Annotated in this window: 23 protein-coding genes and 1 tRNA gene; 16 read left to right on the plus strand and 8 right to left on the minus strand. The window is 74.1% G+C overall.

Annotation, left to right across the window (positions count from 1 at the left end):
- The first annotated feature begins 35 nt into the window (after positions 1-35).
- Positions 36-512 (plus strand): MarR family winged helix-turn-helix transcriptional regulator, encoded by a 477-nt coding sequence (locus JN535_RS06340; RefSeq protein WP_205203885.1) that lies wholly within the window; start codon positions 36-38, stop codon positions 510-512.
- Positions 513-575: 63 nt separating this feature from the next.
- Here JN535_RS06340 and JN535_RS06345 read toward each other — a convergent pair whose 3' ends face one another.
- Genes JN535_RS06345 through JN535_RS06355 form a run of 3 tightly spaced genes read right to left on the minus strand, consistent with a single transcriptional unit; the run spans position 576 to position 2,775 of the window.
- Positions 576-1,283 carry an ABC transporter permease gene (locus tag JN535_RS06345; protein ID WP_205203887.1) on the minus strand — a complete coding sequence of 236 codons (708 nt, stop codon included), beginning with the start codon at positions 1,281-1,283 and terminating at the stop codon, positions 576-578.
- Positions 1,280-2,068, minus strand: a complete 789-nt coding sequence (locus tag JN535_RS06350) for an ABC transporter permease (protein WP_205203889.1) — start codon at positions 2,066-2,068, stop codon at positions 1,280-1,282. The genes JN535_RS06345 and JN535_RS06350 overlap by 4 nt, the downstream gene beginning before the upstream one ends.
- Positions 2,065-2,775: an ABC transporter ATP-binding protein gene (locus JN535_RS06355; protein ID WP_205203898.1), complete on the minus strand. Its 711-nt coding sequence runs from the start codon at positions 2,773-2,775 to the stop codon at positions 2,065-2,067. Before JN535_RS06355 ends, JN535_RS06350 begins: the two co-directional genes overlap by 4 nt.
- Positions 2,776-2,907: 132 nt before the next feature.
- Here JN535_RS06355 and JN535_RS06360 point away from each other — a divergent pair, with 132 nt between their 5' ends.
- From JN535_RS06360 to JN535_RS06370, 3 genes are read left to right on the plus strand one after another with little or no spacing between them, the layout of a single operon-like run.
- A complete protein-coding gene (locus tag JN535_RS06360; RefSeq protein WP_205203900.1) occupies positions 2,908-3,777 on the plus strand; it encodes a sensor histidine kinase in 870 nt (289 codons plus the stop codon).
- A 7-nt stretch (positions 3,778-3,784) separates the two neighbouring features.
- Positions 3,785-4,495, plus strand: a complete 711-nt coding sequence (locus tag JN535_RS06365; RefSeq protein WP_205203902.1) for a response regulator — start codon at positions 3,785-3,787, stop codon at positions 4,493-4,495.
- The gene (locus JN535_RS06370; protein ID WP_205203910.1) at positions 4,492-5,040 is read left to right on the plus strand and encodes a suppressor of fused domain protein; all 549 of its coding nucleotides are present in this window, start codon (positions 4,492-4,494) and stop codon (positions 5,038-5,040) included. The genes JN535_RS06365 and JN535_RS06370 overlap by 4 nt, the downstream gene beginning before the upstream one ends.
- 70 nt (positions 5,041-5,110) lie before the next feature.
- Here the strand turns inward: JN535_RS06370 and JN535_RS06375 are convergent, their stop codons facing one another.
- The 3 genes from JN535_RS06375 to JN535_RS06385 all read right to left on the minus strand — a co-directional run bounded on the left by JN535_RS06375 (position 5,111) and on the right by JN535_RS06385 (position 9,495).
- Entirely contained in the window at positions 5,111-6,679 is a 1,569-nt protein-coding gene (locus JN535_RS06375) for a GDSL-type esterase/lipase family protein (RefSeq protein ID WP_205203918.1), read from the minus strand.
- A 135-nt stretch (positions 6,680-6,814) separates the two neighbouring features.
- Positions 6,815-8,665, minus strand: a complete 1,851-nt coding sequence (locus JN535_RS06380; protein WP_307868304.1) for an amidase family protein — start codon at positions 8,663-8,665, stop codon at positions 6,815-6,817.
- 83 nt (positions 8,666-8,748) lie between these two features.
- The gene (locus tag JN535_RS06385; protein ID WP_205203922.1) at positions 8,749-9,495 is read right to left on the minus strand and encodes a cohesin domain-containing protein; all 747 of its coding nucleotides are present in this window, start codon (positions 9,493-9,495) and stop codon (positions 8,749-8,751) included.
- A 282-nt stretch (positions 9,496-9,777) separates the two neighbouring features.
- On the opposite strand from JN535_RS06385, the gene JN535_RS06390 reads away from it, so the two are divergent.
- From JN535_RS06390 to JN535_RS06420, 7 genes are all read left to right on the plus strand, one after another.
- Positions 9,778-10,614 carry an alpha/beta fold hydrolase gene (locus JN535_RS06390; RefSeq protein ID WP_205203924.1) on the plus strand — a complete coding sequence of 279 codons (837 nt, stop codon included), beginning with the start codon at positions 9,778-9,780 and terminating at the stop codon, positions 10,612-10,614.
- A 38-nt stretch (positions 10,615-10,652) separates the two neighbouring features.
- Positions 10,653-11,744, plus strand: coding sequence for a DNA glycosylase AlkZ-like family protein (locus JN535_RS06395; RefSeq protein ID WP_205203926.1), 1,092 nt, complete (start codon positions 10,653-10,655; stop codon positions 11,742-11,744).
- A 32-nt stretch (positions 11,745-11,776) separates the two neighbouring features.
- Positions 11,777-12,403, plus strand: a complete 627-nt coding sequence (locus JN535_RS06400; protein WP_205203928.1) for a putative immunity protein — start codon at positions 11,777-11,779, stop codon at positions 12,401-12,403.
- A 110-nt stretch (positions 12,404-12,513) separates the two neighbouring features.
- Entirely contained in the window at positions 12,514-13,296 is a 783-nt protein-coding gene (locus tag JN535_RS06405) for a DUF899 family protein (protein WP_205203929.1), read from the plus strand.
- 253 nt (positions 13,297-13,549) lie between these two features.
- A complete protein-coding gene (locus JN535_RS06410; protein ID WP_205203931.1) occupies positions 13,550-14,194 on the plus strand; it encodes a GntR family transcriptional regulator in 645 nt (214 codons plus the stop codon).
- Complete coding sequence (locus JN535_RS06415; RefSeq protein WP_307868306.1) at positions 14,191-15,573, plus strand: MFS transporter; 1,383 nt, start codon at positions 14,191-14,193, stop codon at positions 15,571-15,573. The genes JN535_RS06410 and JN535_RS06415 overlap by 4 nt, the downstream gene beginning before the upstream one ends.
- Before the next feature lie 57 nt (positions 15,574-15,630).
- Positions 15,631-15,704: transfer RNA gene (locus tag JN535_RS06420), tRNA-Pro, on the plus strand.
- Positions 15,705-16,097: 393 nt separating this feature from the next.
- On the opposite strand, the gene JN535_RS06425 is transcribed toward JN535_RS06420, so the two are convergent.
- Complete coding sequence (locus JN535_RS06425) at positions 16,098-16,751, minus strand: CPBP family intramembrane glutamic endopeptidase (RefSeq protein WP_205203933.1); 654 nt, start codon at positions 16,749-16,751, stop codon at positions 16,098-16,100.
- A gap of 495 nt (positions 16,752-17,246) precedes the next feature.
- Here JN535_RS06425 and JN535_RS06430 point away from each other — a divergent pair, with 495 nt between their 5' ends.
- From JN535_RS06430 to JN535_RS06440, 3 genes are read left to right on the plus strand one after another with little or no spacing between them, the layout of a single operon-like run.
- Complete coding sequence (locus JN535_RS06430) at positions 17,247-17,966, plus strand: histidine phosphatase family protein (protein ID WP_205203935.1); 720 nt, start codon at positions 17,247-17,249, stop codon at positions 17,964-17,966.
- Between the two features lie 55 nt (positions 17,967-18,021).
- The gene (locus tag JN535_RS06435; protein WP_205203937.1) at positions 18,022-18,573 is read left to right on the plus strand and encodes a DUF3090 domain-containing protein; all 552 of its coding nucleotides are present in this window, start codon (positions 18,022-18,024) and stop codon (positions 18,571-18,573) included.
- Positions 18,570-19,430, plus strand: a complete 861-nt coding sequence (locus JN535_RS06440; protein WP_205203939.1) for an SCO1664 family protein — start codon at positions 18,570-18,572, stop codon at positions 19,428-19,430. Before JN535_RS06435 ends, JN535_RS06440 begins: the two co-directional genes overlap by 4 nt.
- Positions 19,431-19,511: 81 nt before the next feature.
- Here JN535_RS06440 and JN535_RS06445 read toward each other — a convergent pair whose 3' ends face one another.
- Positions 19,512-20,276, minus strand: a complete 765-nt coding sequence (locus JN535_RS06445) for an SDR family oxidoreductase (protein WP_205203948.1) — start codon at positions 20,274-20,276, stop codon at positions 19,512-19,514.
- A 100-nt stretch (positions 20,277-20,376) separates the two neighbouring features.
- Here JN535_RS06445 and JN535_RS06450 point away from each other — a divergent pair, with 100 nt between their 5' ends.
- Both JN535_RS06450 and JN535_RS06455 read left to right on the plus strand, forming a co-directional pair.
- Positions 20,377-21,240, plus strand: a complete 864-nt coding sequence (locus JN535_RS06450) for a helix-turn-helix transcriptional regulator (protein ID WP_205203950.1) — start codon at positions 20,377-20,379, stop codon at positions 21,238-21,240.
- 64 nt (positions 21,241-21,304) lie between these two features.
- Positions 21,305-21,874 carry a dihydrofolate reductase family protein gene (locus tag JN535_RS06455; protein ID WP_205203952.1) on the plus strand — a complete coding sequence of 190 codons (570 nt, stop codon included), beginning with the start codon at positions 21,305-21,307 and terminating at the stop codon, positions 21,872-21,874.
- Positions 21,875-22,038: the final 164 nt, after the last annotated feature.

Raw genomic sequence — 22,038 nt, forward strand, 5'->3', positions numbered from 1 at the left:
CGATGACATGTCAACGAGTGTGCGATGCTGGTCCCATGAGCACCGCCGACCAGAACGGGCACCGCTGGCTGACGCCGGACGAGGAGCGCGCGTGGCGCGCCTACCGCCGCATGCAGACCGTCCTGCCCGTCGCGCTCGCGCGCGACCTCGCCCGCGACTCGGGCCTGTCGGACCCCGACTACGACGTGCTGTCGACGCTCTCGGAGCAGCCGGGCCACCGCTGGCAGCTGCGCGACCTCGCCGCGCGCATGCTCTGGTCGCGCAGCAGGCTCTCCCACCACCTGGCGCGCATGGAGAAGCGCGGGCTCGTCACGCGCGAGGCGGACCCCGACGACGGCCGCAACGCCGTCGTCGTGCTCACCGACCACGGGTTCGCCACGCTCCAGGACGCGGCGCCGGCGCACGTCGAGTCCGTGCGCCGGCACCTCGTCGACCTCGCCACGCCCGAGGAGCTCACCGCGCTCACCGCGCTGGCCGAGCGCGTCGTCTCGGAGGTGGGCGACCTCTCGTAGGACGCCGGACGGTCCGCACGCGCTGAGGTGCTGGCCGGTCCCTGGTGCACCGGCCCGCCGCCCTCAGGCGTCACTCCGGACGAAGCGTGCCGAGCCCGCCGCGCCCAGGAGAGCGAGCCAGACGAGCGCCACGACCGTGCCCGCGGTCGTGTCCAGGAGTTCCGGCGCCGGGTCGTACCAGGTCGACGCTGCGCGGTCGGGCAGCCACCGGGCGAGGTCCGTGGCCTGCGCAGCGACGGGCGGCACGACGACCACGAGCACGAGCACCGCCACGAGCGCGGGCACGAGGTGGCGGACCAGCAGCGCCTGCGCGTGCGCGAGCAGGCCGACGACCACGAGGTAGGCCGCGGCACCGAGCAGCCGCGTCGCGTCGGGCGTGTCAGGAGCGACCGGCGCCTCGACGACGCGCTGGACCACCAGCGCCGTCGTGAAGCCCGCCGCGAGGGTGACGGCCGACGTGGCGGTGAGCACGAGGGCCGTGGCGAGGGTCTTGGCCGCGACCAGCCGGCCCCGGCGCGGCACGGCGGCCAGCGACGTCAGCATCTGACGCCCCGCGTACTCGTGCGCGACGGGGACGACGCCGAGGAGGGCGAGGACCGCGACGACGAACGGCACGACGCGCAGCGCCAGCTCCGCGGGCGAGACCGCGGCGTCGGCCGCCGCCGCCGACGCCGCGAGAGCGGCCGCCACGAGCGACCCGAGGACGGGAGCGGCGACCGCTGCGAGCACCGCCAGGGGCAGGGTGCGGAGCTTGTCGAGCTCGGCCCTCATGCGTCCCTCCGGCGCAGCACGACCCCCGCGACGGCGAGCAGCGCGAGCGCCCACGCGGTCATGACGAGCGCGCCCGGGCCCGCGGCGAGCCCGCCATCGACGGTCGCGACGCCGCCGAACAGCCGTCGGCCCGCCATGTCCGGGAGCCAGTGCGCGAGCGGCGTGAGGAACGTCAGCAGGAGCGAGAACGACACGAGCGAGCTGTTGACGACGAGGACGACCAGCGGGACGACGCCGCTGCGCGTCAGGACGGTCACCGCGAGCGCGACGAGGGAGGTGAGCGTCCAGTACAGCGCGCCGCCGAGGCATCGCACGACCGCGTCGGCGACCGGGACGGTGCTCGTCGCGGCGTCAACGATCACGACCTCCGCCACGCCGAGCGACGACGGGATCGCGAGCGCAGCCGCCGTGAGCACGAGGAGCACGACCGTGGCCGCCTTCGCCACGAGGAGCGTCGTGCGGCCGGGGACCGCGGCGAGGGTCGTGCTGATCTGGCGACCGCCACCGGCGTCCGTGCTGTTCGTGGTGTACTCGCTGCCCATGACGACGACGCCGAGGACCACGGCCCCGACCGTGCCGAGCGGCATGGCCGCGAACGCCGTGTCGAACGCCGAGCCGAACGCGGTGTCCTGCGGACGACCCGCGAGGAGAGCGTCGCGCACCCCGGTCGCGTTGAGCCACGTCAGGGCCGCCGACCCGACGACGGCCACACCGGCTCCGGCCCACACCGCCGGGAGCGTGAGCGCCTTGCGCAGCTCGGCGACGAGGGCGCGCCAGAGCCTCATCGGGCGCTCTCCGGCGCCGCGGTGAGCGCGAAGAACGCCTGCTCCAGATCCTGGTACCCGGCCGTCACGGCGTCGAGCGTCCCGCTCGCCACGACCCGACCCTCGCAGATCACGACCAGGTCGTCGGCCGTGCCCGCGACCTCGCCCATGAGGTGGCTGGACAGCAGGACGGTCCCGCCGGCGTCCGCGTGAGCACGCAGGAGGCCGCGGATCCAGCGGATGCCCTCGGGGTCCAGCCCGTTGACGGGCTCGTCGAGCACGAGCGTCGCCGGCTCCCCGAGGAGCGCGCACGCGAGACCGAGCCGTCGGCCCATGCCGAGGGAGAACCGCCCGACCCGCACGTGCGCCGCCTCGGCCAGGCCGACCTGGTCGAGGACGGCGTCGACCCGCCCGCGCGGCAGGCCGTTGCTCCGTGCGACCCACGCCAGGTGGTCGCGCGCCCGCCGCGAACGGTGGGCGCCGGACCCGTCGAGCATCGACCCGACCACCCGGAGCGGGTCCCGCAGGGACCGGTACGGGCGGCCGTCGACGAGCGCGCGCCCCTCGTCGGCGCGGTCGAGGCCCAGCAGGACGCGGAGCGTGGAGGACTTGCCGGCGCCGTTCGGCCCGAGGAAGGCGGTGACCCTCCCGGGGGCCGCCTCGAAGGAGACGTGGTCGAGCACGGTGCGCGGCCCGTGACGCTTGACGAGCGAGTCGATCGTGAGCATGCCCCCATCCCAGCGACGCCCCGGGCACGGGTCATCGGACCGCGGTCGGGACCTGTTCGCGCTCGCTCGGCCCCTGGGCCGTCGGACCGTGGTCCGATGTGCCGCGGGCGAGGCGTCTCTAGACTCGCGGGTGTGCAGACCCGTACCCGGCCCGTGCTGCGCTCGCGGGCGTGGCCGGCCGCCGGGGGAGCGCTCGTCGCGCTCGTGCTCGTCGCGGCGACCGTCGGCGTCGACTCCCCGGTCGCGGCCCTCGTGGCCCTCCTCGCGCTGGCGGCGACGACCGTGACGGTGCTCGTGTGGGCGCTCGTGCGCTCTCGTCGCGAGCGGCGCCGCTACGAGGACGAGCTCACGGCGTGGGCCGCCGAGCGCGCGACCCAGGCGGAGCGGCTGCGCATCGCGCGCGACCTGCACGACCTCGCGTCGCACGGGCTCGGACTCATCACCGTGCGCGCGGCCTCCGCCCGGTCGGTCAGCGGCCCCGGGGCGGACGCGGAGCGTGCGCGCGCGCTGGCCGACGTGGAGCGCGCCGGCCGTGCGGCGACGAGCGAGCTGCGTCGGATGCTCGCGCTCCTGCGCTCTCCGGGCGAGCGTCCCGACCACGGGTCCGCGCTGCGACCCGCCGAGACCCTGGACGACCTGCCGCGCGTGGTCGCGGAGGCGCGCTCCGCGGGGCTCCACGTGGTCCTCGAGGCTGCGGACCTGCCGGCGGTGCCCGGGAGCACCGCCCAGGCCGTGTGCACCGTGGCCCGCGAGGCGCTCGCGAACGTGCTGCGGCACGCCGGGCCGACGCACGCGCGCGTCGTGCTCTCGCACGACCGTGCGGCGCTGCGCCTGGTCGTCGACGACGACGGCCCCGTCCCCGGCTGGCGTGCGCACCGTGGCGCGGGTGCGGGACTGCTGGGCCTGCGCGAGCGCGTGACCGCGCTGGGCGGCTCGATCACCGCCGGGCCCGGTGCCCGCGGGTACCGGCTCGTGGCGACCTGGCCGGGGGAGCCCGGGTGAGCGGCCGATGAACGAGGCGGTGCGGGTCCTCGTCGCGGACGACCAGCCGCTCATGCGGCACTCGCTGCGCCTCGTGCTCGACGGCGCGACGGGCGTCCAGGTCGTCGGCATGGCCGGTTCGGGAGACGAGGCGGTGGCGCTCACGCGCGCCGCGCGCCCCGACGTCGTGCTGATGGACGTCCGTATGCCCCACGGCGACGGGATCGCCGCGACCCGCCGGATCGTCGCGGACCCCGACCTTGCGACCACGCGCGTGCTCGTGCTGAGCATGTTCGAGCTCGACGAGCTCGTGCACGGCGCCCTGCGCGCGGGGGCGAGCGGGTTTCTCCTCAAGGATGCCGAGCCGCAGACGCTCGTCGACGCCGTCCGGCGCACGCACGCCGGGGAGTCCCTCTTCGCGCCCTCGATCCTCACGCGCATCGTCGCCCACTACGTCGACCGGCCCTCCAGACCGCCGACCGCACCGGCCGCGCTCACGCCGCGCGAGGCGCAGGTCCTCGCCCTGGTCGGGCAGGGGCTGTCCAACCAGGAGATCACCACGCACCTGACGATCTCGATGGGCACCGTGAAGACCCACGTCGGCAACCTCCTCGCCAAGCTCGGGGCACGCGACCGGGCGCAGCTCGTCATCGCCGCGTACGAGCACGGGCTCGTCGCCCCCGACGTGTCGGGACGGGCCGACCCCGGAGCCCGCGGCGAGGCTACGCTCCGGCCATGACCGACGTCCCTCTCGCCTCCGGCCCCGACGCGTTCCCGAACCACGTCTTCGACGCGTTCGGCGTCCCGCCGGCACTGCTCGACGAGCGCATCGGCGGCTGCGTCATGGTCGTCGCCAAGCGGCCGACCGACGGGCCTCTCACGCTCCTCACTGCCGGCGTCTCCCGGCTGCCCGTCGACGCCGGGCCTCGCGTCGAGCTCGCGGTCGAGGTGCCGGAGGGTCAGGAGGGCGCCGCGCTCGTCGCCCTGCGGATCGTGTGCGACGACATCGCCGTCAACCGCCGCACCCCGCCGTTCGAGACGCCGTGGCGCAACGGCGAGCCGTTCCTCTCCGGGACGCGGATCTCCGCGATCATGGCGACGGGATCGCGGTGGGGCACCGAGCTGGACGACGTGCGCGACCCCGAGGGGAACGTGGTGGGGCACGTCCGCACCCTGCGGCTGCTCACCGACGCGGAGGCGCGGACCGCCTCGCAGGTCGGGTGGTCGGGGCTCGTCGAGGAGGTCGGTTCGATCGACGCACTCCTCGACGTCGCACGCCCGTGACGGCACGACGAGCGCCGACCGGGCGCGGCCGACGGCGGCGCCCGGTCGCCCCGCGCGAAGCCCGCGGCCGTCAGCAGGCGGGCGCGGCGTGCTCGATCCGCTCGACCCGCTCGGCACCCCCACCGCCCACCGTGCGCGCCGTGACCGACACGACCCCGGCGCTCGGCGTCGTTCGCACCGCGAAGGACTGGTACGCGCTCGACCCGGGCGCGACGCCCGTGAACGACCTCGACCCGTAGGCGGTCTCGACGTCGACGTCGAGCGCGACGTCGTCCGTGTTGGCGACGCGGACCGCGACGTACGGGGTCCCGGCGAGGCACCGCAGGCGCACGTCCGTCGCGATCGACGGCCCGTCGCCGACGAGGAGGTCGAGCGGGATCGAGTCGGCGATGGCCTGCTGCCCGGCGACGTTGGCGTGCACGCCGTCGCCGGTGTCGTACGGCGGGTAGATCGAGTCGGGGTTCGCCGGATCCCGCAGGACGGCGTCGAAGTCGAGGACGCCGTCGCACGAGCCGTCGCAGTCGCCACCCGCACGCACGACGTCGTTGACGGCGCGGCGGTACTGGTTCTGGAGCGCGGTGTACCCGGGGCGCGGGGTGATGGGGGTGACGAAGACCCTGATGCCCTCGGCGCGCAGCCGCTCGAAGATCTCCTCGTAGCTCGCCAGGATCGTGGCGTCGGTGCAGCCGTTCGCCAGGTCGTTGGTGCCGTAGTAGAAGATCACGCCCGTGACCCCGTGCAGGGCGAGCACGTCGCGCTCGAGGCGCGAGACGCCGTCGTTCCCGCCGGCCCCGCACGCGGGCGAGGAGGTCGTGCCGCTGATCCCCCCGTTGACGATCGCGACCTGCTGCGACGGCGGCAGCTCGGCGGCGACGCGGCGCGCGAGGTCGTCGGTCCAGCGCCGGTCCTGGCCGAACGCGTCGCAGCCCGGCCCGCAGTTCTCGCTGCCCACGCCGTCGACCACCGAGCTCCCGTAGGCGACGATCGTGCCCACGACGTCCGCGTCGTACACGTCGACCGCGCTGACGAAGTACGTCCATGGCAGGTTCTCGGTGAACGACGCACCGGAGACCTCGGCGTTGAGGTTGCCCGACCCGGTCGGCGCCCCGTAGTTGTTGCGCCCCGCGCGGTCGTGCAGGCTCGCGACGGTGGGCCTGGCCAGGTAGAACGTCACGGCGAGCTCGTCGAGGTCGTCGGTGGCGATGCTCGTCGGGTCGCTCCACACCTCTCCGCCCACGGGGATCGTCACGCTCTCGGCGCCGCCGAAGGTGAGGACGCGGTCGGTGCCCGCGACGATCGCCGGTCCTCCCGCGCTCAGGGCGAGCGACGTCTGGTCGATGACGACCGGTCCGACCCCGTACTGGTTCTGGAGCCGGATCCGCACGGCGTCCCCGCCCTGGCTCAGGCGGGTGACCATACGCATCGACTGGTTCGCGAAGTTCTTGGTGGAGACGCGCTGCTGGGACTGGGCCCAGCTCGTGAACCAGCCGGCATCGTCGGGCCGAGGCGAGTCGGCGGCGGACGCCGTTCCGAGACCCGTCAGGACGAGCCCGACAGCCGTCAGGGCGGCGAGCAGCGTGCGACGCCTGCGCCGCGGGGCGCGTGCGGTGCGGTGGGCTGGTTCGTGAGCGAGTGGCATCCGGGCGTCCCTCGGCGTTGAGGTTGATAGCGGTGTCACGAGGGAACCTAGCACCGTTCGCCCCGTCCGACGCGCGGACGGCGGCCGGACCCGCGAGGGACCGGCCGCCGTCGGGCAGGAGCGCCGTGCCCCGGTTCAGCCGAGCGGGCCGTACAGCGCCGGCGACGTGCGCGCGTGGGTCGCCTGCTCGAGCGCGAACGCCAGGCCGAGCAGCGGGCCCTCGTCGAAGTCGCGGCCGAGCAGCTCGAGGTTGACCCCGCCCCCCGCGACCGTCGCGTCGGCGGCTGTCGCCTGGCCGATCGGCACGGTCACCGCGGGGAGCCCCGTGTTGGGGCTGAGCCGCAGGTTGGTGCCGATCGTCCCGTAGGGGTTCGCGCTGGGGTAGACGAGCGCGTCGAGGTCGGCGTCGTCCAGCATCGCGGTGACGAGCTGCTTGCCCTCGGCGAGCACCTTCGTGTGCGTGCCCTCAGGACCGGCCCACGCCTCGTACGCCTCCGCGGTGACGGCGTCGCGCGACACGTAGGTGCTGCGCCGCGACGGGACGAACCGCCCGGACTCGACGATGCCCGTCAGCGACCGTGCCTCGACGTCGGGCGAGAGGTGGTTCGCGACGTACTCGTCCAGGTCGTGCTTGAACTCGTTCGTCGAGCCCGACCCCTCGTTGAGCACGCTGGCGAACCCGCCGGGGAGCACCGGCGACCACGTCGTGGGTGGCGTCACCTCGACGACGGTCGCGCCGAGCGACTCCAGCGTGGCCCGCGTCTGCGCCCACAGGCGCAGGGTCGTGGCGTTGCTCCCCAGCATGGACGGCACGTACCCGATGCGGGCGCCGTCGAGCGCGTCCGCGTCCAGGTACTGCGTGTACGACGTCGGGACCTCGCCCTCCTGGCGCGCCGTGACCGGGTCCGCGGGGTCGACGCCGACCACGGCGTCGAGCGCGACCGCCGCGTCGAGGACGCTGCGCGCCATGGGCCCGCCCGTGTCCTGGCTCAGCGCGAGCGGGATGATGCCGTCGCGGCTCGCGAGGCCGACGGTCGGGCGCACGCCGACGAGCTGGTTGTACGACGACGGGACGCGGATCGAGCCGCCCGTGTCCGTGCCGAACCCGATGCCCGCCAGGTTGGCGGCGATCGCCGCGCCCGTGCCGCCGCTGGACCCGCCGGCCGTGCGGCTCGTGACGTACGGGCTCGCGACCAGGGTGCTGGTCCCCGCGTCCTGGAACGCCGAGAACTCGGACACGAAGCCGAACGCGAACTCGTCGAGGCTCGCCTTGGCGAGGATCACCGCACCGTCGGCGCGCAGTCCCTCGACCATCGCGGCGTCCGTCGCGGTCTGGTTGCCGTCCCAGCAACCACAGCCCCCGGTGGTGGGCATGTCCTTCGTGTCGTAGTTGTCCTTGACGGCGACGGGCACACCGAGGAGCAGGCTGGTCATCCCGTCCGCCGTGCGGACGGCGTCGGCGCGCGCCGCCGCGTCGAGCGCGACGTCGCTCGTGCTGATGATCGAGTGCAGCGGCCGTCCGCCCGCGCCCGTGTCGACGAGCGTGGTGTCGTAGGCCGCGATGCGGTCCAGGTACTCCTGGGTGATCTCGACGGACGACGTGACGCCGGCGTTCATCGCCGCCTGCATGTCGAGCACCGAGGCCTCGACGAGCTCGAACGGCCCGTCGTCGTAGATCATCCGCTGGGAGACGGCGGCGAGGTCCGCGACGGTGATCGTGCCGTCGGCGTCCGTGTCGGCCGCCGCGACGGCGTCCCACGCGGCGTCGTCGGTCGTGGCACCGAGCGCCGCGGCGACGACGGCGAGGTCGTCGACCGTGACCTGGTCGTCGCCCGTGAGGTCGAGCTCCGTCCAGTACGGCGCGAGGATCGGCGGCGCGGCGGGTGCCGCCGTCGCGCCCGGAGCCGCGACGACGGCGAGCACGAGACCGGCCGCGGTGAGCGCGGCGAGCCCGCCCGTCGCTGCTCGTCGGTGGGTGGTGGGCACGGGCTGCTCCTTCGAGGCGTGACGGACCCGGCGCGCGGGCACGGCGGGTACGGCGGTGGGGCGGGTGCTCGTCAGGTCGGGGGTCATCGCGAGGCCACCGCCCGTCGGCGCGCCCAGAGGATGCCGATGCCCACCGCGACGGCGAGCAGGGCAGCACCGACGAACCACGCGACGCTCGCGCCCGTCGAGGCGAGCGGACCCGACCCGGCCGAGGTCGACGGCGAGTCGGACGCGCCGTCGGTCCCGGGGGCGGTCGTGGCGCCGCCCGTCGGGGGCGCGGAGGTGGCGCCGTCCGTCGGGTCGTCCGTGGGAGGCGTCGTCACCGTGGCACCGATGGTCGTCGTGGCGGTCGCGGCATCCGTCAGCGACGCCGTCGTGGTGTCGGCACCGACGAGGGTGGCGGCGGGGACGGCGAACGAGGCGTCGCCGTCGGCCACGGCGGTGAAGGTGAGCGTCGCGAGCGTGACGTCGCCCTCGAGACCGGGGGACGTGCCGAGCCGCGTGTGCGTGACCGAGACGGTCCCGGCCGCGTCGTCGGCGACGTCGGAGAACCCGCCGTCGGGCGTGACGGCGGAGTCCTCGACGAGCTCGACGAGGTCGGGGTCGTACGAGACCGTCAGGTCGTAGGCGTAGAGGTCGACGGCACCGGTCGCGGCGACGGTCACCGTGATCGGGTCGTCCACCTCGACCGTCGACGGCGCGTCGACGGCCACGTCGGAGACCGACGGCGCGGCCTGTGCCGGGGCGGTGAGGGCGGCCGCGGCGGCCGCCAGGCCGCCGACGAGCGCGGCGCGCCGGCCGTGTCGCCGGCGCGAAGGGGAGATGGTCATGGGGGAGCGGGTCCTTCCTCGACGCGCGCCGGACTGCGCGCGCAACCGCGGTGGTGTGGAGCCCCCTGCCGGGACCGATGCTCACAAGTGCCTGTTTCCCGGGCGTTTCACGACGGTTAGCGCGAGCAACGAAGGGAGTCTCGGTCTGGTCACGGACCACGCCCGTGCCAACGACGCGGCGACGACGAGGGCGGACGTCGCCGCCGCGAGGAGCAGCGCAGGACGCCGGGCGGCGGGGTCGGTCGGCGGGCGGTGCCCGCGGCGCTCTGCCACCATCGCCCTATGGCTGCTGACGGGTGGCGCTCACGCCACGTGGAGGTGGAGGGGCACGACGTGTTCGTGCGCACCGGGCCCGAGGTGCCGGGGTCCGTGCCCATCGTCCACGTCCACGGGTTCGCGGTCTCGGGCACGTACCTCCTCCCGACGGCGGAGCTCCTCGCGCACCGGGCGACCGCCGTCGTCCCGGACCTGCCCGGCTACGGGCGCAGCGAGCGGTGGGACCACACCCTGGGGATCCCGTCGCTCGCGTGGGCGCTGCTCTCGCTGCTCGACGTGCTCGAGCTCGACCGCGTGGTCCTCGTCGGCAACTCGATGGGCGGCCCGATCAGCCTCGAGGTCGCGCACGCGGCGCCGGAGCGGGTCGCGGGCGTCGTGCTCGCCTCGCCGGCGGGAGGCGTGCACAACCAGCCGTTCTCGCGCGCCCTCACCCAGCTCGCGCGCGACGCCGGGCGCGAGAGCCCGCGCATGGCCCGCATCGCCGTGCCCGACTACGCGCGCTTCGGACCCGTCAACGCGCTGCACCTGTTCGCCGAGCTGGTCCGGTTCCCGTCGCTCGAGCGCGTGATCCGCGTGCCCGTGCCGACCCTGGCGGTCGTCGGCACGCGGGACCCGCTCATGCCGCCGCCCCGGCGGGTGCACGAGGTCGGCTCGCTCGCGCCGGCGCACGTGACGATCGCGGCGATCGACGGCGCCGCGCACGCCATGAACTTCAGCCATCCCGGCGAGCTCGCGCACGTCATCGAGTGCTGGCTCGACGGGCGGGAGATCACCGACGACCCCGACCAGCCGGGCGTCTCCCGCGTCCTCCAGATCGCCCAGGGGTCCGGCCCGGTGGTCTGACCGGCGCGTGCGTGGGCGCCCGGGGCTAGCCTGCGGACGTGGCGATCACCTGGGCGCAGGCCCTCGCCTGGCGCGCGCGGCGGCACCTGCTCGACCCGGTCGGCGACGATCCGGTCGAGGGCGTCGTCGGGCGGCTGGGCGCCGTCCCGGCGGCCTCCGACGACGTGGCCGAGCTCGCGGTCCGCGTCCGACAGCGCGCGTCCGAGCCGGGCGAGGTCGGGCGGGCGCTCGCGGACGGACGCCTCGTGCGCACCTACGCGTTCCGCGGGGCGACGCACCTCGTCACACCCGAGGACGGCGGCGCGTACCTCGCGCTGCGCCGGGCGGGACGCATGTGGGAGCGCGCGAGCTGGCGGGAGTACTACCGGCTCGAGCCGGCGGACTGGCCAGACCTGCGCGCCGTCGTGCGCGACGCGCTGGCCGACGGCCCGCTCACGCGGTCCGCGCTGGGCGACGCCGTCGCGGCGCACGCGCGGTTCGCCCACCTGCGGCCGTCGTTCGGCGACGGGACGGACACGCTGCTCAAGCCGCTCACGTGGTTCGGCGACATGAGCTTCGCGCCCGCGCGCGACGGGCGCACGACGTTCCAGCGCCTCGACACCAATCCGCGGTGGGTCGACTGGCCCGACCTCGACGCCGCGGGGCACCGCGCGATCCTCGCGTACCTCGGCACGTACGGCCCCGCGACGCCGGACCGCGTCCACTACTGGCTGGGCGAGGGCCTGGGCGCGGGACGCGCCCGGCTGAACCGGTGGCTGGCGGAGCTGGGGGAGAAGGCGCTCGCGGAGGTCGACGTCGAGGGAGACCGTGCGCTCGTGCTCCGGGAGCACGTCGACGAGCTCGCGGGAACGCGTGCGTCGGAGGCGGTGCGGTTCCTTCCCGCGCTCGACCAGTGGGTGCTCGGCCCCGGCAGCGCGGACCCGCGCGTCGTACCACGGGCGCACCGCGGCGTGGTGAGCCGTGGGGCGGCCGTCGTCACCGCGGGCGGGGTCGTCGCGGGGACGTGGGCGCTCGCGGGCGAGGAGGTGCGGGTCACGTGGTTCGACGCCGGTGGCGCGCAGGACGACGCGCTCGCCGCGGCGGTCGCACGGCTGGGCAGTGCGCTCGGGCGGGAGCTGTGCGCCGCGTGACGGAGCGTGCAGGGCGGCGGAGGGAGTGGCAGGTGGCGACGACCGACGGGGTCGAGCTGAGCACGGACGACCTGCGGGAGGTCACCGGGTACGCGGCGCGGTGCGCGGAGCAGGCGCTGGAGATCGTCGAGGTGGTGCGGCCGGACGACGCCCGCCCCCGCGAGGCGGTCGAGGCAGCGTGGGCCTTCGCCCGTGGAGGTCCACGGGGCAAGGCTCTGCGGGACACCGCGTGGGCGGCGCTCCGGTCGGCGAAGGAGGCGGGCGACCCCGCGGCCGCCGAGGCGTCGCGTGCCGCGATGGCCGCGGCGGGCGCCGCCTACCTGCACCCGATCGCCGACGCGCACCAGGTAAAGCACATCCTCGGTTCGGCAGCCCACGCCGCGCATGCCGCTCAGCTCGCGGCGGGCGGGGACGAGTCCGCTGCCGTCGCCCGGCTCGTCGCGGCGCGGTCGTTCGCGACGCCCGCGCTCGTGGACGTGCTGCGCCGCTACCCGCCGGCGCCCGGCGGTGGCGGCCGGGTGGGCGATCTGGTCCGACGTCTCGACGCGGCTCTTCGGGACGGCACCCTGCCGGACGGCAGCAGCACGGCCGCACGGGCGGGCGACACCCGGCGCAGCGCCGTCGACGAGGTCGTCGAGGGAGCGCACGAGCACGGGTGAGCCGCTCGCTGAGAGCGGAGCGCCGATGAGTTCCTCCCGCGCGGCGGGTCGTTGCGGATGACCTCGTCGGGCGGCGTGCGCCGGTCGGCACCGACAACGCGGAGGACACCATGACGACCACGCCCAGCAGCCCGGCCGCTGCCCTGCCCGGACGACCGCCCGTCGTCGACCTCGCCACCTGGCAGGCCGCCCGGGACGAGCTCCTCGTGCGCGAGAAGGCGCACACCCACGAGGGCGACGCCATCGCGGCGGCGCGCCGGCGGCTGCCCATGGTGGAGATCGACGGTTCGGTGGAGGTCGTCGGTCCCGACGGTCCGGTCCCGTTCGTCGACCTGTTCGAGGGACGTGACGAGCTCGTGGTCTACCAGCACATGTGGCACGACGGCGCCCCGCACCAGGGGCAGTGCGAGGGCTGCACCTGGACGGCGTGGGGCCTGCGGGACGCCGTCTACCTCAACGCGCGCGGCGTCTCCTTCGCGATCCTCACCGTGGGCCGGTGGGAGGAGGTCGCGCCCTACGTGGAGTTCATGGGATACACCCAGCCGTGGTACTCGGTGCGCGGGCTCGACGAGCCGATCGGCGGGGAGATGGGCTACCTGAGCTGCTTCCTGCGCGACGGCGACCGCGTGTTCCTCACGTACCGCACGACGGGTCGCGGCAACGAGCCGACCAGCCCGCACTTCGCCCTGCTCGACATGACCCCCTACGGCCGCCGGGAGGCATGGGAGGACACCCCCGACGGCTGGCCCGAGGGCGAGGGCGTGTGCTGGTACTGGCGCGCGGACGCCGACGGCGTCGCGGGCTGGGGCCCGACCACCCGCCCCGTGCCGCAGTGGACCCGTCCCGGTGCGACGCCGAAGGACACGCTGGGCCGGAGCGGGCACCACCACTGAGGCGCACCACGGTCGCTCAGTGGTGCCGGTTCCCCCGCGCGTAGACGTCGAGTACGTCGGGATCCCGTCATGGTGCCGAGCGCCGCGGACGCCTGGGTGCGCCACGACGTCTTACTGACAGTTTCGTCGAAAATGGCAGTACGAAGTGGTCTGGACTATCACTTGAGGGTCGCGCGTCGAGTGTGGCGAGGCCCACGCCGTCCGGACGCCGTTGGTGTCGATGTCGCGCACCAGATAGATGCATCATGTATCTATGCCTCGAACGACCAGCGGTTCTGCCACCGAGCAGGCGTATCGGCACGTGAAGTCCCTCGTCCTCGACGGGAGCCTGCCCGGTGGGTCCATGACGAGCGAGGGCGAGATCGCCGAGCAGCTCGGCGTGAGCCGCACGCCCGTGCGCGAGGCGTTCCTGCGCCTGGAGGCCGAGGGTCTGCTGCGCCTCTACCCCAAGCGGGGCGCGCTGGTGGTTCCCGTGGCGCCGGGGGAGGCGGACGACGTCCTCGATGCGCGCCTGCTCGTCGAGACGCACGCGGCGCAGAGCGTCGTGCGCCTGCCCGACACCGAGCTCGCCACGCTCGTCACCCTCCTGCGCGACCTCGTCACCGCCCAGGAGGCGGCGGTCGCGGACGGCGACGTCGCCGAGTACGCGACGCTCGACGCGCGGTTCCACCAGGAGATCGTCGCGGCCGGCGGCAACGCCCTGCTGACGACGTTCTCGGTCAGCCTGCGCGAGCGTCAGCAGCGCATGGTCGCGCACAGCGTCCGGTGGGACCCGCGGCGGGCCGCGACGTTCGTCGCCGGGCACCGCGCTCTCGTCGACGCGCTCGAGGTGCGCGATACCCGCACCTACAAGCGACGCATCCAGCGCCACCTCGAGGATGCGAGGGCGGGCCTGTGAGCGCCGTGTCCTCCGGGTCGACCTCAGTGGCGACCGAGGGCGAGGCCGCCGCGTCCGTTCGCGGGGCGAGCGCCGCCGTCGGGCCGCGGGCGTGGTTCGCCGTCGCGGCGGTGATGTTCGCCGTCGCGTGGGGCGGCAACGAGTTCACGCCGCTGCTCGTCATGTACCGGGAGGTCGGGCACTTCTCGGCCGTGACCGTCGACGCGTTGCTCGCCGCGTACGTGCTCGGCATCGTCCCCGCGCTCCTGCTCGGCGGGCCGCTGTCCGACCGGTACGGGCGCCGTCCGCTGCTGCTGCCCGCCGCGCCGATCGCGCTCGTCGGTTCGCTCGTGCTTGCCGCGGGGGAGTCGTCCGCCGCGCTGCTCGCCACGGGCCGCGTGCTGTGCGGCGTCGCGCTCGGGCTCGTCATGGCCGTCGGGACCACGTGGGTCAAGGAGCTCAGCGACGCTGCCGCCCGCACGTCCGGCGAGCCCGACGGCGGCTCCGGCGCCCGGCGCGCCGGCCTCGCCCTCACGCTGGGGTTCCTCGTCGGGGCGGGCGTGGCGGCGGTGCTCGCGCAGTGGGCGCCCTGGCCCACGCACACGGCCTACCTGCTGCACGGCTTGCTGGCCGTCGCCGCCGGGGTCTGGGTGCTGGGCGTGCCGGAGACGCGCGCTAGTGCCGGCGGATCGTCAGGCGCCGAACGGGGTCGGCTGCGCGACGACCTCCGCGTGCCGGCCGTCGCGCACCGGCGGTTCCTGCGCGTCGTCGTGCCCGTGGCGCCCTGGGTCTTCGGGTGCGCCGGTAGCGCCTACGCCGTGCTGCCGGGGCTCGTGTCCGCCAGCGCGGGGAGCGCGCCGATCGCGTTCTCGGGGCTCATGACCGTGCTCGGCCTCGGCTGTGGCGTCGGGATCCAGGTCCTCGGTCGGCTCATCGACACCCGGCACAGCGCGCGGGCGTCCGTGGTGGCGATGTCGATCGTCGTCGTCGGTATGGGCTTCGGCGCCTACGCGTCGGCGCGGCTCGACCTGCCGACCGCGCTCGTCGCCGCCATGGTGCTCGGCGCCGGGTACGGTCTCGCGCTCGTCGCCGGGCTCAGCGAGGTGCAGCGCATCGCGACGCCCGACGACCTCGCCGGACTCACGGCCGTTTACTACTCGCTGACGTACATCGGGTTCTGCGTGCCCGTGGCGCTCGCCGCGCTGTCCGTGCAGTGGACGTACGCGCAGATGTTCCTCGGCGGGATGGTCATCGCCGCCGTGTGCCTGGCGATCGTCGCGACCGCGTGGCGGGCCCACCTGCCGACGGGGGAACGGGATGCCGCCTCGGCTGCTGACGAAACCGACCGCGCAGCCCCGACCGGGGCAAACGGTGCGCTGGAGGCGTCACGGATGGGGTAGAGTATCCGAGGCTTCACGGGGTCCGATCCGCAGGGATCAGGCCCGGTGATCCAGCCACGGGCTGTGGCGCAGCTTGGTAGCGCACTTGACTGGGGGTCAAGGGGTCGCAGGTTCAAATCCTGTCAGCCCGACCGTGTGATGTCTCACGACATCGCGGACAGCCGGACCTACGTTTTCGTAGGTCCGGCTTTTCGTTGTCTGGGGTCTGGTCGGCCGGTGGGCTGGCGCTTGCACAGCGGGACTTTCGCGGGCGGGGCAGTACCGAGATCCGAACGTCTGACATTCGAGTGTTAGCGCACTTTGTCACGAGCGCTGGATCGCACCTCCATGGCTCGACTCGGACGGCGCTCTACTGGTGGGCCTGGTCCCGAACCGCTGTCCGCGACTCCAGGGAGTGCTCTCCGCACGCGTCTTTCGTAGGCTCGGTTTCTATCGAGGAGACGTGACGACGGTTGAGGAAGTTCGCCAGGCTCTCTGCCGTGCCCATATCGCGAGCAGGCGCTCCACTGACTGCGTGCGCGTGGCTATCCGCTGCTCAAAAGGACGAACGTCAGCCCCGACCCGTTCCACAGGGCATGCGCGGCGATGGGTACGAGCAGATTGCGCTTGGAGCCCAGGTAGGCGACCGCGAGTGCAAGGGAGAACCCGATGTACAGGATCGCGAGAGGCCATTCGTCCAGCGACCGCAGATGCAATGCCCCGAAGCAGAGGCACGAGGATGCGAGCGCGATCGGCGTCGACAGCCAGGGGCGCAGGCGAGCGAAGGGGATCTCGCGGAAGACGAACTCCTCGACGAGCGGGGCGAAGATGGCTCCAACGGCCAGAAGCAGCAGGCTGTGGCGGATCGACGAGGACGCCGCCAGCATCTCGGCGTCGATGGCAGCCTGGTTGTTACTGGTGAGTGGGCCATCCACGGCGAGCGCGATCAGCGCGCTCACCCCTGAGGCGATTCCCATGAGCACGAGCCCGGCAATGACCCAGCGCGCCCATGCCACCGGGCTGGCTTCGGTCATACGCAGGCTTGCGGACAGCGCCTCTCGGAACACCCACACTCCGTAGGCGGCTAGCCCGATGTAGCCGATGTTCTTCACCAGGGCGTGCTGGCTGTCGGTCACGACTCCGGTGCCGAGGGAGATCCACGCCGTCAGCACGATGTAGAGGGCGAGGAACGTCCACATGGGCCATGCGGTGCGACCCGCTCGACGGATTGCGACGCCATGCGCTGCGTTGTTCGCAGGCCGACGCATGCCGCGCCTCCCTCGCTGAATTGTGATGTGCTCGGCCGACACCCTACAGGGCACACCGAAACAATCAGGACACGTCGGGAGTCTGGTTGCGCCGCCTGGGCTGGTGCAGCCCGGGCGACAGAGCGCATCACCTGCGTTCGCAACGCATCGGTAGCAGGGACAACAAGGGGCCGACACCGTCGCTCGCCGTGCCGTGCGGACCCGGACGGCGTGCTGACCGGAGCGGCTGCGCCTTGGAGTGCTTTCAGCCGCTGCGCCACCGTTCGGCTGATGTACTGCCCCCAGTTAAGTCAGTACAGCTAGGCGAGACGCTTTCTCGACGCATGCGGCGTAGTTCTCGCGACCACGCATCTCCGCGCGGCGCTGACGTGGACGCTTCGCCTCGGAGCAGGACCGCGCTTGGGTGGACGAGCCTACGCTCAGGGCATGCCGACCGTCCTCCTCATCCGCCATGGCCGCACGACCGCGAACGCGAGCGGCATCCTCGCCGGACGAGCGGACGGGGTCGCGCTGGACGCCATGGGTCGCGACCAGGCTGCCCGCGCCGCCGAGAGTGTCGCGGGCGTGCCGCTCGCGCGCGTCGTGGCGAGCCCGCTGGAGCGGTGCCGGCAGACCGCGCAAGCACTGCTCGACCACCAGGCCGTCGCACCGGAATTCGTCACCGAGCAGGGCATCACGGAGTGCGACTACGGGCAGTGGCAGGGGCGCGCGCTGAAGGACCTGGCCACGGAGCCGTTGTGGTCCGTCGTGCAGACCCAGCCGTCGGCGGCGGTGTTTCCTGGCGGGGAGTCGCTCGCCGCGATGCAGGCCCGGGGCGTCGAGGCCGTCCGACGGCACGACGCCGAGGTCGCGGCGCACCACGGCGCCGACGCGGTGTGGGCGGCCGTCTCGCACGGGGACGTGATCAAGTCCGTGCTCGCGGACGCGCTGGGGATGCACCTGGACCTGTTCCAGCGCATCGTCGTCGGCCCGGCCTCGATCTCGATCGTCCGGTACGGGCCGCACCGCCCGGAGGTCGTGGCCGTCAACACCGACGCGGGCGACCTCTCGTGGCTGCGCGCGGCGGCGCCGGTCGGCGACGCGCCCGTCGGGGGCGGCGCGGGCCCGGCGGAGCCCGGCGACCCGAGCGACCTTCCGCCGTCCTGACGTCCGACCCGTGGCCGCCCGGTGCGGACGGGCCGAGCGCTCGTAGAGTGAGGGCATGCCCACTCTCGTCCACGAGCACGACTGGCCCGACCGCGTCGTCGTGGGAACCGTCGGGATGCCCGGCTCCCGCACCTTCTACCTCCAGGCCCGCACGGGCAACCGGACGACGAGCGTCGCCCTCGAGAAAGAGCAGTCCGCCGTCCTCGCCGACACGATCCAGCGCCTGCTCGACGAGCTGATGGAGGCGCCCGACAACCGGTACAGCGTCCCCGTCGACGTGCCGGCCGAGCTCGTCGACGACGACCCGTTGGATCTTCCCCTCGAGGAGGAGTTCCGCACGGGGTCGATGCGGCTGAGCTGGGACCCGCGTACGGCGCAGGTGGTCGTCGAAGCGTTCCCGTTCGTCGACGAGGACGACGACCTCGACCCCGGCGCGGACGAGCCCGAGCCCGCGGAGTCGTTCCTCATCCGCATGCCGGTGGGGACGGCGCGCGCCTTCGCCCAGCGCACGCGCGCCGTCGTGCAGGCCGGTCGCCCGGCCTGCCCGCGCTGCGGTCGGCCGGTCGACCCCGACGGGCACGAGTGCGTGCTCCCCGACGAGGCGTGACGTCCCCGCACGACGACGTCGACACGACGCCGCCCCAGACCGCGCCGCTCGACGGATCGCCGCTCGACACCGCACCGCTCGAGGTCGTCGGCCGCATCCGGGCCGCGTCCAACGCGACGTTCCTCGCGCGGGTCGGCGCCGTCTCGGTCGTGTACAAGCCGGTCGCGGGGGAGAAGCCGTTGTGGGACTTCCCCGACGGCACGCTGGCCGGCCGTGAGGTGGCCGCGTATCTCGTCTCGGAGGCGCTCGGGTGGGGCGTCGTGCCGCGCACGTGGCTGCGCGACGGGCCGCTCGGCCCGGGCATGGTGCAGCTCTGGCAGGACGTGGACGCTGCCCAGTCGCCCGTCGACGTCGTGCTCACCAGCGAGGTGCCGCGTGACGGCGTGCGGACCGTGCTGGAGGGGGTCGACGAGGACGACCGCCCGGTGAGCGTCGTCCACGAGGACTCGCCGTGGCTGCGGCGCATGGCCGTGTTCGACGCGGTCGTGAACAACGCCGACCGCAAGGGCGGGCACGTGCTGCCGCTGCCCGACGGGCGCCGGCTGGGCGTCGACCACGGCGTCACGTTCCACGTCGAGCCCAAGCTGCGGACGGTGCTCTGGGGCTGGCTCGGCGAGACGTTGAACGACGACGAGCTCGCGGGCGTCGAGCGCGTGCGCGCCGGCCTCGGGGCCCGCGTCGCCACAGGCACCGGCACGGCGTCCGGCACCGACGGCGAGCTCGGCCACCGGCTCCGAGGCCTCCTCGCGCCCGACGAGGTGGCAGCCCTCGCCGAGCGCTGCGACCGGCTGCTGCGCACGGCACGGTTCCCCGCGCCCGAGGGCGACATGCCCGCCGTCCCCTGGCCGCTGTTCTGAGCCGCCGAGGCGATCGCCCGGCCGCACGCGCCCGACGTCTCGCGTCGCCCTCCCGTCGGCCCGCGCCCGACGTCCCGCGGCTCAGCGGCCGTGCGGGTCCGAGGCGTTGAGCACGCGCACGACCTCGTCGTAGTCGCCGCGCGTCTCGCCGAACCGGAGGAACTTCACGCGCTCGACGAGGATCTCGTGCGCGTCGGGCTGCGTGCGCAGCAGGTCGACGACCTCCGTGACGAACTCGTCGAGCGGCATCGCGATCGCGCTCTCGCGCTGGCCCGGCATGAGGTCGGTCGCGACCGACGGCGGGACGAGCTCGACGACGTCGACGCTCGTGTCCGCGAGCTGGAGCCTCAGCGCCTCGCTGAGCATGTGGATCGCGGCCTTCGACGCGTCGTACGTCGGGGTGACCGCGAGCGGCGCGAACGCCAGCCCGGACGACACGGTGACGATCGTCGCGTGCGGCCGGGTCTGCAGATGCTCGACGAACGCGCCGATGAGCCGGATCGGGCCGAGCACGTTCGTCGTGACAATTTGCTCGGCGGTGTCGAGGAAACCCTCGGGGTGGTGCCAGTCCTCGGCGCGCATGATGCCGGCCATGGTGACGAGCGTGTCCAGGTCGGGGTGGCGGTCGAGCACCTCCTTGGCGGCCGAGGCGATGCTCTCGGGGTCGGTGGTGTCGATGCGCACGGTGTCGAGGCCGGGGTGCTCGACGGCGATCCGCTCCAGGAGGTCGCTGCGGCGCCCGCCGACGACGACGGTGCTGCCCTGCTCGTGCAGCGCGACCGCGAGCGCGAGCCCGATGCCGCTCGTCGCCCCGGGGATGAAGACGGTGCTGTTCGTGATGTCCATGCCTCGATCCTGGGCGCGCGACGCGCGTCGCGGCAGAGTCCGGTGATCGGGGGACCGGCGATCCCTGGCACGGGCGCCGCGCACCCCGGACGATGGGCGCATGGACCGTGCCGCGCTCGCCGACTTCCTCCGCCGTCGCCGGGAGGCGCTGCAGCCGGGCGACGTGGGGCTCCCGGCCGGGCTGCGCCGTCGGGCGCCGGGCCTGCGCCGCGAGGAGGTGGCGCAGCTCGCGCTCATGTCGACGGACTACTACACGCGCCTGGAGCAGCAGCGCGGGCCGCAGCCGAGCACGCAGATGCTCGCGTCGATCGCGCGGGCGCTGCGCCTGTCCGACGACGAGCGGGACTACCTCTACCGGGTCGCCGGGCACGGGGTGCCCGACCGGGCGACCGACCCCGGGCACGTGGCGCCCGCGCTACAGCGCGTGCTCGACCGCCTGGGCGACACCCCGGCACTGATCCTGAACCCGCTCGCGGAGACGCTCGCGCAGAACGACCTGGCCCGTGCGCTCTACGGGGACGCGACGGCGTACTCGGGCTGGGACCGCAGCGAGATCTACCGATGGTTCGCCCACCCGGACACGGCGCGCGCGATCTACCCGGCCGACGACCGGGACCGGCAGGGGCGGGCGCTCGTGGCGAGCCTGCGCTCCGCCCTCGCGGTGCTCGGTCCGTCGTCGCGCGCGGGCGAGCTCGTGCGCGTCCTGCGGCGCACGAGCCAGGAGTTCGCGGCGCTGTGGGAGCGGCAGGAGGTCGCGCGCCGGTTCGTGGACCACAAGACGCTCGTGCACCCGGTGGTGGGGGAGATCGAGGTGGACTGCCAGGCGCTGGCCACCGAGGACCAGCTCCAGGTGCTCCTCGTGCTCACGGCGGCGCCGGGCACGGAGGCGGCGGAGAAGATCCGGCTGCTCGGCGTCGTCGGGACGCAGGACCTCGTGGGAGGCGGTGCCACGGGGCGCCGATGAGAAAGCGGGCCGGTGGCGGTCTGAGCCTGGTCCGGGCAATCGCGTATCAAGGGAGATCGTCGAGATGAGACCGCTGCGCTACTCGATCAACGTCACGCTCGACGGCTGCTGCCATCATGAGGCCGGGCTTGCCCCGGACGAGGAGTCGATGCGCTACTGGACCGCCGAGATGGAGCGCGCCGACGCCCTCCTGTTCGGGCGGGTGACGTACCAGATGATGGAGTCGGCGTGGCGCAGGCCTGCCTCGGGCGTGTGGCCCGACTGGATGGAGGAGTGGGAGGTTCCCTTCGCCGAGGCCATCGACCGGGCGAAGAAGTACGTCGTGTCGAGCACGTTGAGCGAGGTCGACTGGAACGCCGAGCTGGTCCGGGGCGACCTCGGGGAGGCGGTGCGGCGGCTCAAGGACGAGCCGGGCGCGGGCCTGTGGGTCGGTGGCGTGAACCTCCCGCTGGCACTGGCGGACCGGGGACTGATCGACGAGTACGAGCTCGTGGTGCAGCCGGTGCTCGCCGGGCACGGGCCGACGTTGCTGGCCGGTCTGCGCGAGCGCATCCCGCTCGAGCTGGTGGACCGCACGCCGTTCCGGTCGGGAGCGCTCGCCGTGCGGTACCGGCCCGTGCGCGCCACGGCATGAGCGCAGGCCCTCGTCGTCAGACAGTCGAGGACCAGCTCGCTGATGCGGGATGCCATGCGACGCACTCTACGGCCGCGGGGCGGCGGCACGGGGCGGGTGGGACGCGATCGTGTCAGGCTGGCCGTCACGGGCGGAGAGGGGAGCCGGGATGTCGCTGGGCAGAC

The sequence above is a fragment of the Cellulosimicrobium cellulans genome (assembly GCF_016921195.1).
GTDB classification, from domain to species: Bacteria; Actinomycetota; Actinomycetes; order Actinomycetales; family Cellulomonadaceae; genus Cellulosimicrobium; species Cellulosimicrobium cellulans_F.

Coding starts and splice junctions, on each gene's coding strand:
- JN535_RS06340 (WP_205203885.1), top strand. CDS start 36: ATGAGCACCGCCGACCAGAACGGGCACCGCTGGCTGACGCCGGACGAG.
- JN535_RS06345 (WP_205203887.1), bottom strand. CDS start 1,283: ATGAGGGCCGAGCTCGACAAGCTCCGCACCCTGCCCCTGGCGGTGCTC.
- JN535_RS06350 (WP_205203889.1), bottom strand. CDS start 2,068: ATGAGGCTCTGGCGCGCCCTCGTCGCCGAGCTGCGCAAGGCGCTCACG.
- JN535_RS06355 (WP_205203898.1), bottom strand. CDS start 2,775: ATGCTCACGATCGACTCGCTCGTCAAGCGTCACGGGCCGCGCACCGTG.
- JN535_RS06365 (WP_205203902.1), top strand. CDS start 3,785: ATGAACGAGGCGGTGCGGGTCCTCGTCGCGGACGACCAGCCGCTCATG.
- JN535_RS06370 (WP_205203910.1), top strand. CDS start 4,492: ATGACCGACGTCCCTCTCGCCTCCGGCCCCGACGCGTTCCCGAACCAC.
- JN535_RS06375 (WP_205203918.1), bottom strand. CDS start 6,679: ATGCCACTCGCTCACGAACCAGCCCACCGCACCGCACGCGCCCCGCGG.
- JN535_RS06385 (WP_205203922.1), bottom strand. CDS start 9,495: ATGACCATCTCCCCTTCGCGCCGGCGACACGGCCGGCGCGCCGCGCTC.
- JN535_RS06390 (WP_205203924.1), top strand. CDS start 9,778: ATGGCTGCTGACGGGTGGCGCTCACGCCACGTGGAGGTGGAGGGGCAC.
- JN535_RS06405 (WP_205203929.1), top strand. CDS start 12,514: ATGACGACCACGCCCAGCAGCCCGGCCGCTGCCCTGCCCGGACGACCG.
- JN535_RS06410 (WP_205203931.1), top strand. CDS start 13,550: ATGCCTCGAACGACCAGCGGTTCTGCCACCGAGCAGGCGTATCGGCAC.
- JN535_RS06425 (WP_205203933.1), bottom strand. CDS start 16,751: ATGTGGACGTTCCTCGCCCTCTACATCGTGCTGACGGCGTGGATCTCC.
- JN535_RS06430 (WP_205203935.1), top strand. CDS start 17,247: ATGCCGACCGTCCTCCTCATCCGCCATGGCCGCACGACCGCGAACGCG.
- JN535_RS06435 (WP_205203937.1), top strand. CDS start 18,022: ATGCCCACTCTCGTCCACGAGCACGACTGGCCCGACCGCGTCGTCGTG.
- JN535_RS06445 (WP_205203948.1), bottom strand. CDS start 20,276: ATGGACATCACGAACAGCACCGTCTTCATCCCCGGGGCGACGAGCGGC.
- JN535_RS06450 (WP_205203950.1), top strand. CDS start 20,377: ATGGACCGTGCCGCGCTCGCCGACTTCCTCCGCCGTCGCCGGGAGGCG.
- JN535_RS06455 (WP_205203952.1), top strand. CDS start 21,305: ATGAGACCGCTGCGCTACTCGATCAACGTCACGCTCGACGGCTGCTGC.